Source organism: Paenibacillus sp. FW507-14B1B (assembly GCF_058781425.1).
Map to the genome: position 1 here is coordinate 52,105 of NZ_JBYSWS010000006.1, position 12,042 is coordinate 64,146.

General features: G+C 40.0%; 10 protein-coding genes and 1 pseudogene. 3 read left to right on the plus strand and 8 right to left on the minus strand.

Annotated elements, in window-relative coordinates; genetic code table 11:
* Window positions 1-208 precede the first annotated feature (208 nt).
* Entirely contained in the window at window positions 209-2,062 is a 1,854-nt protein-coding gene (locus AC3WJJ_RS22960; RefSeq protein ID WP_492544155.1) for a glycosyl hydrolase family 18 protein, read from the plus strand.
* A gap of 251 nt (window positions 2,063-2,313) precedes the next feature.
* Here AC3WJJ_RS22960 and AC3WJJ_RS22965 read toward each other — a convergent pair whose 3' ends face one another.
* The 3 genes from AC3WJJ_RS22965 to AC3WJJ_RS22975 form a co-directional block, all read right to left on the minus strand.
* Window positions 2,314-2,829, minus strand: coding sequence for a DUF4241 domain-containing protein (locus tag AC3WJJ_RS22965; RefSeq protein WP_492544352.1), 516 nt, complete (start codon window positions 2,827-2,829; stop codon window positions 2,314-2,316).
* A gap of 70 nt (window positions 2,830-2,899) precedes the next feature.
* Window positions 2,900-4,048, minus strand: a complete 1,149-nt coding sequence (locus AC3WJJ_RS22970) for a hypothetical protein (protein ID WP_492544157.1) — start codon at window positions 4,046-4,048, stop codon at window positions 2,900-2,902.
* A complete protein-coding gene (locus AC3WJJ_RS22975; RefSeq protein ID WP_492544354.1) occupies window positions 4,048-4,620 on the minus strand; it encodes an RNA polymerase sigma factor in 573 nt (190 codons plus the stop codon). Before AC3WJJ_RS22975 ends, AC3WJJ_RS22970 begins: the two co-directional genes overlap by 1 nt.
* A 295-nt stretch (window positions 4,621-4,915) precedes the next feature.
* Between AC3WJJ_RS22975 and AC3WJJ_RS22980 the strand changes: the two genes are divergently transcribed.
* The gene (locus AC3WJJ_RS22980) at window positions 4,916-5,431 is read left to right on the plus strand and encodes a DUF2812 domain-containing protein (RefSeq protein ID WP_492544159.1); all 516 of its coding nucleotides are present in this window, start codon (window positions 4,916-4,918) and stop codon (window positions 5,429-5,431) included.
* A gap of 132 nt (window positions 5,432-5,563) precedes the next feature.
* Here AC3WJJ_RS22980 and AC3WJJ_RS22985 read toward each other — a convergent pair whose 3' ends face one another.
* The 4 genes and pseudogenes from AC3WJJ_RS22985 to AC3WJJ_RS23000 all read right to left on the minus strand — a co-directional run bounded on the left by AC3WJJ_RS22985 (window position 5,564) and on the right by AC3WJJ_RS23000 (window position 9,664).
* Complete coding sequence (locus AC3WJJ_RS22985; protein ID WP_492544161.1) at window positions 5,564-6,304, minus strand: SMI1/KNR4 family protein; 741 nt, start codon at window positions 6,302-6,304, stop codon at window positions 5,564-5,566.
* 173 nt (window positions 6,305-6,477) lie between these two features.
* Window positions 6,478-8,160 carry a DUF262 domain-containing protein gene (locus tag AC3WJJ_RS22990; protein ID WP_492544163.1) on the minus strand — a complete coding sequence of 561 codons (1,683 nt, stop codon included), beginning with the start codon at window positions 8,158-8,160 and terminating at the stop codon, window positions 6,478-6,480.
* Between the two features lie 487 nt (window positions 8,161-8,647).
* Window positions 8,648-8,944: pseudogene (locus AC3WJJ_RS22995) on the minus strand (helicase-related protein); the annotation flags it as partial.
* 234 nt (window positions 8,945-9,178) lie between these two features.
* A complete protein-coding gene (locus tag AC3WJJ_RS23000; RefSeq protein ID WP_492544165.1) occupies window positions 9,179-9,664 on the minus strand; it encodes a hypothetical protein in 486 nt (161 codons plus the stop codon).
* Between the two features lie 167 nt (window positions 9,665-9,831).
* Between AC3WJJ_RS23000 and AC3WJJ_RS23005 the strand changes: the two genes are divergently transcribed.
* Entirely contained in the window at window positions 9,832-10,086 is a 255-nt protein-coding gene (locus tag AC3WJJ_RS23005) for a helix-turn-helix domain-containing protein (protein WP_492544167.1), read from the plus strand.
* A 247-nt stretch (window positions 10,087-10,333) separates the two neighbouring features.
* Here the strand turns inward: AC3WJJ_RS23005 and AC3WJJ_RS23010 are convergent, their stop codons facing one another.
* The gene (locus AC3WJJ_RS23010; RefSeq protein WP_492544169.1) at window positions 10,334-11,971 is read right to left on the minus strand and encodes a DUF2357 domain-containing protein; all 1,638 of its coding nucleotides are present in this window, start codon (window positions 11,969-11,971) and stop codon (window positions 10,334-10,336) included.
* Window positions 11,972-12,042 lie beyond the last annotated feature (71 nt).

Here is a 12,042-nt window from a genome sequence, read left to right on the forward strand (position 1 = left end):
GAAATAAGATCGGACTTTAAATGTAGTCTTATCATAAAGAACCTGCTACGGCGATTCAATGCATAATTTAAAGATATTAATGTCGAATCGTGAATTATATTTACTTAAGACGGTCCTTCTTAACTTTTTCCCCTTTTGGATCCGTTCGAATTTGCCCATAATCAATAATGAAAGCGCTGACATTAATAAGAAATGAGGGTGATTATTCATGTTGAAACGTTTGATGATGACCGGCTTATCCGCGCTGCTTGTTCTTACTTCCTTTGTGCTGGTTCCGCCGCAGAACGAGGTATTTGCTGCTTCCAAAGAGCAAGTCTATGAGGCTGAGAGCGGCACGATCGGTAACGGAGCCGCAGTTGTAAGCAAGGCGAATGCGTCCGGTGGGAGCGCCATTGGGAGCATGCATAACAACAACGCGTATACCCAAATTCAAAATGTGAACGGTGGACAAGCCGGGGGCAAGTACGAGCTAACGATTCGATTCGCAACGGGCGATGCTGTCGCAACAAAAGCTCTGTATGTAAATGGCGCCAAAGTCACAGACCTAAAGTTTAATTCTACGGGCGGATGGGATACGTTCGTCAATAAAACGGTTGAGGTGACGCTGAACGCTGGGGCGACAAACAGCATCAAGCTCCAGAATGACGGCGGCTCCACCTTTACGTACGGCATAGAAATCGACAAATATTCAATATCTCCGAAGACGTTCAAGGTAGCCGGCTATATTCACCCCAAAAGCTTCAGCAATAACGACATCGATGCTGCTGCGTTCGATTACATTACCGATGTCATCATGATTGGCTTTCACACCTTGGATACAAGCGGCAATATTGTAACGAGAACCGACGATCCAAACTTAGCGAATTGGCCTCAATATGTGAGCACCTTGCATCAAGCCGTCGGCAGCAGATCGGTCAAAAAATGGATTACGCTAAATGCCGATGCTGCTACGATGGCCCAAGTTGTTGGCAATCCGACAGCCCGAGCCAATTATATAGCACAGGTGGATAGCTTTCTTACTCAATACGGTTTCGACGGCGTTGATATCGATTGGGAGTATCCAAGCAACGCGACCCAGTGGAACAACTTCAGCACTACGATTATCCAGATGCAGCAAACACTTGGCAAAAACGGCAAAAGCATATCCCTCGCACTGTCCGCTTGGGGTGTAAATCTCAGCTCCAACGCATTCGCTAGCGTCGATCATATTAACTATATGAACTATGATGCCGGCTACTATCATGCGCCGTTCGAGAACTCGCGCTCTGGCATCAACTACTTCCTGAATCTTGGCGTGCCTAAGGAAAAGATTAACCTCGGCCTCGCCTGGTACGGCAGACCGTTCGACGGATCCGCCTACTGGCTCGACTACGACGAGATCAACGCTACAACCTCAATCACTCCGGAAACAGACATTGTGTATAACTATCAGGTGGGCGTAAACAATGGCACTCCTATTCTAAAGAACATCTATTTCAACGGAATCGATATGAACAAAAGAAAAATGCTTCTCGCTCAGGATATGGAAGTGGGCGGCGTCATGATGTGGCATCTGTTCGCCGATGCGCCGGTGAGCGACTCCAAATCACTGCTCAAAGCGATTACAAATGAGAAAGACGGGCATCAAGCTTATCGGAGTATGACGAACCTGGCCGCCAATCAGTGGTATTACGCCAATGTCAGCGACGGATCAGGATTCGATGTGCATAAGGTGTTCGACGGCAACGACAAAACGACGTATTGGCAAGCGCCGGCCGGCGTAATCAGCGATGCTTACTTGCAGCTCGATTTCAAGCAAGTGACGACTTTAAATACAGTGGTGCTTAAAGAACATGGAAACAATGTAAAGTCGTTCAAGGTGCAGAATTGGTCCGGTGGGCAATGGGTGGATATCTACTCAGGCGAGCAGATGGGAGCCTATAAAGTAATCAGCTTCCCTGCCATTACAACGGGCAACATCAGGGTGCTTATCACTTCGGCGGAGCTTCCAAATATTCCGAGTGGAAACTTCTCACAATTCAACAATCTTGGAATCTACGAATTCGAAGTCTATAATAAATAAACTCGACGTATGGCCTGGGATAAGATTTTTATGACGATGCCCATTCTGTAGGAATTACCAAAGCCTGATTCAGCCATATTTCGGCTAATTGGGCTTTTGGTCTTTATTGTTTCATTAGCCCACCCGTTCGATGTTCCTAGTACATGGATCAATACATCTCGTCCAATAATACACACAAAAAACGACCATAAAAGAGTTTCCTCCTATGGCCGTTTGCGCTTGCTTTTATTCAGTTCCATTAGCACAGAGAGCTAACTCTTTATAAACACGATCTTCACACCAACCACCTGACCATGGTCATTCACTGCCTTATACACGCCATAAGCGCCGTCACCCATACCGGTACGAGATACAACGCCACCAGTCAGGACACCCGCTTCTTCCCCATTCTCGGTGATATCGCAGCAGGCGAGATACCAGTCACTGTCCGTATCGGCATTAACATTAGGACCGTCCGCATCAGGAATTCTATAGTGGTTATTGTCAAAAATCCCAGCCTGCCCGCTATCCACCCCAGCTACAAAGGGACACTTGATCCACTCCAGGAATGCCCCTTGATCAACAACGGAATGATGGTAAGCCGTCAGCTTAGCGTTGGCTTCTCCCCAGTCCGGAATCTCCACCTTCTCCACTTCCGCAGTCCAGATTCCACTAACAGCAGATTCCAGTACACCCATGATAATAATGTTCGTATCTAGTTCATAACAAGGATCTGCAACAACCAATTGTCCGGAATTCACTTCAAAATTACCTAGTTGAATGATCAATGACAATACCTCCATAACTGCTATATTGATTCTATTTTAACATTAATCTTTTGAGAGATATTCATTCCATTCAATCTTCAGAAATATGTTTAATGATACTGTAAACATACTTTTTGGCATTATAAGCCACCTCGATCGAAGGCTCACCTTCCTTTACAAAGAGGTAACTGCCTGGATTTTTCTTATCAACGGTCACTCTGTAACTCGTAACATCTGTCCCTAATATATGATTAATTAAAGGACCCGCTTGTTCCTTAGCCGTATCTTCATCTTTGACATAAGTGCTGCTCTGGGCAGTTCCTCCTAAAGACCAATCACTAACTTGAGTGATTTCTTTTTGATTGAGTTCGTAATAGACAACGGCATCTTCACCATAATGCAGTTCAAGAACATGATGACCACGGCTGATATACTTAATTTGGAACGATTCCGTTAATGGAGGAATCTCTTCTGTGCCGCGAAGCTTTTTGAGTGCTGCACTCGCTGCCTCTTCCACTTCTAATGGAATATCATCCATACTTTGAGATAACCAAACCGACTCCAGTTCACCATTGGAGAAATCCACTTTGGCATCCTCACTTTTAAGGGATGTAAGAACCGTATTCTGAGTATCACTATCCATTTTGTACAGTACATGACGCCTTAACGAGTAATCAAATTGTCCTTTATAACCGAGCTTTTTCAATTCCATTTCTGCTTTTTCACCAAATGAAGCTACAGACTCTTTAGGCAAGTCCGCCGTGGAAATGGTCCTCACCAATTCGTTTGAAGCTGTGTCTATCCATAAATTAGCAAATTCATCACCTTCGCCGCGGAACGTCAGTAACATTTCGTTATTGTCCAGCTTCTCACTACGCTCAAACTTCATTTCTTTACCTACCACTTCATGCATTGCTGATCTGGCTGTGTTCCATACCGCTTCTGTTACACCCGTTGGAGGAACCTCTGTCAATATGCTCTGAGCCTGATATATTGGATTCGTGTTCAATCGTTCTGAATTCCACAACCAACCAGCTGCCACTAAAGCTAATATGGCCACTGCAGCGAATCCCAAGTACATTCTTTTACGGTTGCCATCTGTATATCTAGACCTAGATGAGGATGATTTACTCTCATGAACTTTCATCATGACTGCTTGCTTATGATTAGCTGTAAATCCTTTTTTCTCAAACGGTCCTTCTTTGGCTTTTTCATACCACTGTGGTCTTGTTTCATTCATTACTCCAACCCCCTCAGCATTGTCTGCACTTTCTTTCTAGCCCTGGAAAGTCTCGATTTTACGGTTCCTCCTGCGATTCCCATTAATTCACTAATCTCTTTAACTGACATCTCGAACTTCAAATCTAGCACCAGCACCTCGCGCAACTTGTCAGGCAGCTGCATAATGACATCCCATATTTCATTAACATGTTCACGTGATATGTATTCACTCTCTGCAGAAGCAGCACTTGAACGTTGATCCATTAACGTCTGTGAATCTTGCAAACGAAGTAAATCCACAAAGTTCCTGGAACGAAAATAACGCGACCTTCGGTATGAAAATGTTGTGTTCCTAGTGATCGTAAGAAGCCAAGTCTTGAGTGTACTTTTCCCCCTAAAACTCCCAATACTCTTGTAGCATTTAATGAATACCTCTTGCGAAATATCATCGGCCATCTCCGTATCCTTAGTTAAAAAATAAGCATAATTCCATACGTCCGTTCCATACTTATCCATCACTTCTTCTAATGAGAGATTGTCCATCTCACTTGTATACTGTAAATAATTCAAATCCACTTCCAATTCATTCACCTCAAACAATAAGACTACAATATGCAGTACCCGGTTCCCTTGTCGCGAAAAAATCCGGATAATAAAAAAGCCGCCTGAACGTATGAGTTCATTTACTCATCTGTCCAGACGCTTATTATATCAAGTTTACATAGAGTTTAAATATCTCAACCCCCAATGTAAATATATTGGTTTATCTTGATGGCAAACAATCCTTATGATCTAATTGTTAGTCTATTAACGTTAGTGATACACTCTAATAGTATTTGAGCGAAGTCATCACAATTGCTCATTAAATTACGGAGGGGCCTAGGGCATGAGTAAAAAATACATACGTTATTTTGGTGGATTCATAGAAACGGAGCAAAGATGGTTGAACACGATGTCGGCAAAAGGGTATCGTTTAAGCGGAACAGGCAAGCTATGGTTTGAATTTGAGGAATGTGAACCTAACCAATATGAATATTACATTGATTTTGCGGGGCATAAATCGAATGGCGAGTTAGAACGATATACGAGGACTTTAAGGGACTTTGGATATCGCGTCATCACGAAGAATAAAAAGCTCTTCATTATTGAGAGACACCATGACGATAGACCATTTGCATCACATACTACGATTGAAGATAAAATTACATATTATAAGCCACAACGAGATGCTCACTTCATTCTGTTGCTACTTTCCCTCTTTCTGTTCATAAGAAATTCGCTCGTGAAGGGAGAATGGGACATTTTATCAACTTGGCTTTACTTATTAGCTGCAGTTATCACCATCTTTTCGACTCTCTTCTATCAAAAACATATTAATCAGCTGAAAAAAGAAGCTGAGTGAAAATAGCCCCCAGGCTGCTTTGGATAGCGAGCCTTGGAGGCTATTTTTGAAGAACTGATTATTATGAATGGATTGTGGAAAGGGAATCTTCGAATACTTGAAAATAATTGTTTACGACGATGCACTCTCAATCTATTCATGCGCTGAGAGATTTGTCCGAAACGCTGGCAAGTCCGTTACCTTTCCCATCTCGCTTAGCAGATTCTCCATACTCGACCGCCGAAAGGACGCTAGATATACAGCTAACAATTCATCCGCCTCTACTTCGGAAACATCAAGTTCAAACACGATCAGCACATCGTCCTTCATATAGATTCTCCACGCATTCAGTTCTGATCCTTCATCGATCTCATACTCTGATTCCTCGAGACACATACATCTGCGATAGTCGGATAAGTTCCACATACTCTCATCGAAGATAGCCCAATAAGGCAGACGATCCTCGATGCCGAGCTGAACAAGTGCCTTGCCGGCGAGGAATCGCTCCAGTGATTGATTCTCCAGCTGCCAGTCAGGTGAATTCCACGCACAAAGATAGACCGGTGGATCTTCCTTCTCTAGATCCTGAATCCTGATTCCGCAATAGATCACGGATTCCTCCACTTGATAGAAGACAAGAAACGCCTTGTCCGTTGTAAAAAATGTGTCATCCGGAATAAACACTTCCTGTAGCGGCAGCGGTTCATATTGGTTATTACACCTTTGAGTGATATAAGGTGATCGTCCTAATGTCATGTAATAATTCCGCAGTATTGTCGGCAGTGGGAAGCCTAGACTCTGTTCCTTTTCCAAGATGTCAGCCTCCGGAATGCCATGGGCTTCCTTATGATACTCTCCCAATACACGTAGAAGTGCTTCGATATTCGCTTTCATTTAACGCTAGTCAACCTCCTTGGTTTTAAGTCCCACCTTCATGCCATATCCATTGGAAGAGTAAACGAAATGAAACAAGGAGAGGGTCCTTTAACCCTCTCCTTGAATAATAACTTAAGTTACTTGAGTAAAGTAACACATTCACGCCTATATGATGATGAAATGATAGTGGTTTACTGACTATCCAATTTCCATGCTGTCTTCAACAATTGAATCAATTTACTCTGCCGTGACAGTAGCACATCCGGAGTCCATTCAGTCTCTTGTATGACTTGAGAAGTTAAAGCAAATGAGCTGACTCCATTACTAGATTGGAAATAAGACATTTTCTTTTTATTGAAGTCATAATTTCTAGCCTGCGAGTTTTTAGCACGTGTAAGCAATACTAGATTGCCTAGCTTATGAACATATTGTTCAGGATTCTTAAAATGCTTTAACCATTCACTATCAGATTTGGGAGTCTGCGGCAATACATGTTCAACTGTAATGACGGAGTGGTCATAATAAGGTTGTCCATTTGTCAAAAGAGAATCTAAGCGAAGTAGAAGATATCGTTTGGCTGTATCCTTTAAATCAGAATAGACATCACCTTGCAGTTTTTCTAAAACTTCCTTTTTGTCTACATCGATGATTTCCAGAGAAGATTCATGAGAATACAAATCTTTTCCTTGCTCCATCTCTCTTAAGATCAGAGAATACTTTGACATCCTCCAGTTGAAGTTTTTCCTTAAAATCATGGCTACTCCCGCCAATACTTCTAACCGAGATAAGAACTTCATTAACGTTGTATGATCGTATTGATAATTTTTCATAAAATACATAGTAGGTGGAATCCAATCATTATTATCTATCCGATTAAGTAGACTGAGTATCTTCACAATTTCAGGATCATTATAGTAAGCCCGATAATTATTGATTTTTTGAAATATATCACCATAGGGAATTAAAAATTCATCAATAAATTTACAACCGCTGATTTTTGAAAAAATCTCATTATATTCTTCTTTATAATTCGCACTACCTTTACGCTTCTGGACAATCATTCGTATATGATCAAACAACTTGTTAAAATGATCTCTTCCAAGAGAAACCTCTATATCCTCCCACTTTTGGGTGTATACATCCCTCTCACTATCTTCTATATCACCAATGACCTTCGCCTTGAAAATATCACTCGTCATGAGATCAAGCCCGCGGTCATTAAGCACCGTAAAGATACGAAATGCAGAATCAAAATTAGGAGTAGACACAATAACAAGGTAACACAGTGTTGCAATAACACTTGGCAAACTATTGATCTTATCCTCTTCTAATTCATTTAACTTCTCAATAAAAAATAAAGCATTATCTCTTATCGCTTTCTGACTATCCGTCTTTACCGGCGTTTCATTAGTAAGTTTAGAGGTGGATCCGTTGATTTGAATATGATTCTTAAAAAAGTCATTATCAATCTTCCGAAGTTGTAAACGATACATATCTGACTTGTTTAAGATTCGATTTCCCTTTTGGAGTATCATAGCCTCGATATTAGAAGCGTACTCTCCCCCTAATGCGTCGCGCAAAACCGCAAGTAAAATAGTCAGTGTCGTAAGCCTTTGTTGACCATCTAATACATCTGAATCTGGTTTGTCACGCTTAACCAGAACAATACTGCCTAAGAAATAGGGGTCTTGCTTTTGACTCACATTGGTAGGAGTAATCTGATTCTCTTCGATGAACTGCAGCAAATCATCCAACAGCTCCCCTGCTTGGTCTGTCGTCCATGAGTATGGCCGCTGAACAGCAGGAATCGTAAATAAATAATCATCCGAAAAAACCTTATGTAGTGGCATTTCTTGTGCAGATAAAGTAGTCATGTTTGTTATAGCTCCTTAATTTAAAGATATCCTCGATGCTTCGGTACCCAGTTTGTTGTTACGGAAATTGTGTGATTCATCGATGACAAGTAGATCGTAGTTGCCCTTGTTCAGACTATAGCTTGTCGAAGTTGTTTATGACCTCCAAATTCACCCTTTGTAATTGCAAACGTATACGCTCATTTATAGTTCGGCATTTAAAACAGTGTTTAGTGTATAACTAGTACTATAAGCCTAATTTTACAATAGAATATGCAAATGTAATAGCCTATACATATTTTAAACCCTTATGTAGCTCAACAAAGACTAAATCAACATTCATTTAATGAAATAGGACCTAGCCGTTAAAGTGAAATGAAGAATTTCTCAAAAGAGTTATCGTCTGAGGAACTTGAATCGAAGATCAGATCATTGAGAGTGGCCTTTACTAAACAGAAGTAGGCAACAAAAAAAGAGCGGCTCTCGCCCCTCTTTGCTATTCCCACCATTGCTGTTAAGGATTCCGTCGGACGAACGAATAGCAGCGTATTCACACTTGGAATATCTACACCCTCATTAAACAAATCAACCGTAAAAATGACCTCTAGCTTTTCACTTGTCAGACTGTTAATCTCCTCTCCCTTGGTGATCCCGTTGGTTCCTGAGTGAAGACTAACTGCTGCTACTCCCCTGTCTTGAAAATAACTCGCCAAAAAATCAGCCTGTCGAATCGATGATCATAGACACCAAAATATTTAAACGGGGACAACCAGCCCCGACGAATGGCCTCAATGGAATGGATCTGAATTGTATGTTGGAGATGCGACTCAGAAGCTTCCTCCACCGATTCAGAAATTCAAGAGTAAATCTTTCTAGCAATTTTCTTCTAAATTAGATCGTAAAACAACTCGCAGTTCATTCTTTCTCCCCTCCAACCACCTTGCAACTTTCTATTTAAGAAGAGCTCCAGTAACACCACTCGAAGCAATTTCCCCGATCATGCCAGTGGACAATAAACTGAACCAATCCGATCCAAGCTTTATTTTTCAAAGACAGAGTGGTATGTTTCGTAGGGCATTTCTAGTTGGCTGGATATCTGAAGAAGAAGTTCATCCACTCTCTTGATCAAGTCTATTAAATGTGAAGGCTGCATTTTACTAATTAAAGAGATCTCTTGTGATAAAAAGGATAGGGATTGGATGAATATCAACGTTTCAACGTTCATCAATGATTTTTCAGAAAACATCCGAAGTATATCATCTAGCAAAATATTTGTACTAAGTGATCTTCTCTCCTGCTTTATATATAAAGCGTTTAGCATGGATTCTAGGGCTCTGGTGCATAGTAGTAAACTGACGTGAAGAAATTTTTTGTCTAAGAGATGTAGAGATAGACTCATATATTCTTGAGAGCATTGGGTAAGAAGAAAAATCGCACCTTGGTCAAAGCAGTCTGCTTCTTCCTGTTCCTGCTGAGAGGACAGATCCACACTTGCATCGGTATTACTCGTTACCATCGATTTCATGATTAGCCCCCCCCTACTCTCAATAAGAACACACTTTATTAATCCGGTATTACCATTTTCCAGTATCTGTATTATATCACTCTAACCACTTTGTAGGCAATAGCCTACAGAAATTCGCTTATAGAACCGCATAAGATGAATCTAACTATCCATTAAGGGGTTATAACGTGACGAATCATAATGAAAAATCCATAGAGTTACTTGCCTTCGGCAGAGCGCTTCGAAAAATCCGCAAAGAAAATAAGCTCACCCAAGATGAGTTGAGCCTATACTCCCGCGTCGATCGGTCTTATATTAGTGAACTTGAGAACGGAGAAAAAGCGCCTACATTGCTAACGATTACTGCATTAGCTAGGGCGCTTCATGTTAAGGCTTCGGTTTTAGTGGAGGGGTATGAGAGGGAGTTGGAATTGGAGAACTAGAAAAATCCTTGCATGTCAGCTTAAGTTTAGATGTCCTTCTCCATCATGAGATAAGTGTTGGTAAGAATATGCCTCCACTATTAAGAACTTCTTTCTCTAATATTTATTTCATTAGACAAAAAAACAAGCCCTAGGAGTATTACCAGAAGCTTGTTTATTTTTGTACTTATCATCACACATATTCAATGTATGTTATTTCTTTCTTCAATTCATTAGTATAAAATTTTTCTAATAATAAGGATGTGATCTAATCCTTTAATTTGCCTACTTCCTCTTGGTATTCGAACTTTCCCGATGTAAGAAGATTTAAAATTACAACGATGTGTTGCTGAAGTTGTTGTTGCTGTTTTTTATTAAAGCTATTCTCTCCAGGTCTAAGAGGGATTGCTCCTATTGATGGAAGGTTAAAAGAGTAATCCTTTTTGGGGTTACGAGTAAATATACTGAGATGCTCAACATTATCTGGGTAGAGAATATAAACACCTCTTGAACCTAAAATTGCATCTCTATATGCATGTGCTGTGTAAATATCATTTCTTTTGTAACTTCCTTCTTGCACCTTTAAGAACTCATCTTCTTCACTACTTTTAATCATTGAAATAAATTTTTTATAATCCAATTTGTACTTTGCATCAAAATGAATCCAATGTGTTTGCCCCTGACTAATTATTTGTAAACTGAAGTCCGGATGATACACCCCTCCGTCATATGTTCCTTCCCAACTCTCATCAACATTTTTTTTAAAGTCTCGATTGTAGAATAAGTTTACTTCAGAATTATTGTAAACAAAACTGATCTTACTTTCATTTTTTTCTGTTAGGTTGAGGGTATACCCCCTATCTGACCTCAAAAGAATATCAGAGGTTGTTGATTGACCGCATATTTTTTGTAGTATACCGAACAATGAAAAGTAACACCAATATTCATAAAGTTTATGTATTGGACGTAGGTCTCCATTGACACTATCGAACTCTGAAATATTGGATTCTAATTGAAGTCCCAGCTCAAACTCTTGAAGAAGCCTAAATAAATCTTTATATCCACTTCTCTTTTGGATAATCATAGAATTCGAGATTCGTCTAAAAGGACTAATATTCTGAAAAAATGGTTCGTTTAAGTACCCTTCAATAATATCTAAACTATTCTCTAAAAAAACCTTACTATTTTGAAATTTCGAGGGTAAGGTGCTTAGTAATTTCTGAATGTTATCTGCCAATTCTTCAAGGAAAAATTTAACAAATTGGTTTTCTTGTGTGTCAAACACATGATCGATATACTCTTCAGGCAAAGACATTGGAGTAAAACCCTTAAATCGCCTATTTAGAATTCCACCTTTTACCCAGTTGAATCCACTTGAATTCGAACTAATTTCAAAAAGATCTGGACTTACAATAAGTGAACTATCATCAGCTAGTATATTGTGACTTATCTTAACATGGGGATTTGCTAAAATTGTCTCAATCGCTAGTGGAAGGTTATTTCTTTCCATTAATCTTCGCAAATGAAAAATTGACACTTGAGGCGAGGCTTCAGACATTTGATCGATCCCTAAAGAAACCTCAGTCGGTTGATCCAACAAGAAAATAAGTTCGCTATGGTATTGAGCTAATTCACTTAACAATATTCTGAAATCATCTTCATAATTTATTTTATAGCTTATCACTTCTAACTCAATAGTATCTAATGCATCATGAAATTCAAACTTTACAATACCTGCATAACTTTTAAAGTTTATTCTACCAGATATTCTTGTAACTTCTGCTCCAACCTCAACCCAAGTCTCAATATTATTAAACGAAATATAGTGCATCATTTTTCTACTTAAGAAAGGATAGATTTCATTCTGTGGCTCTTTCCTTTTTAACAAAATCTCTCTTTTGCTCATTGGGTAGTCAAGAACAAAATCAAACTCAGTCTCTTCACGCAAGCATATATCCTTAAATATGTCCGATGCTA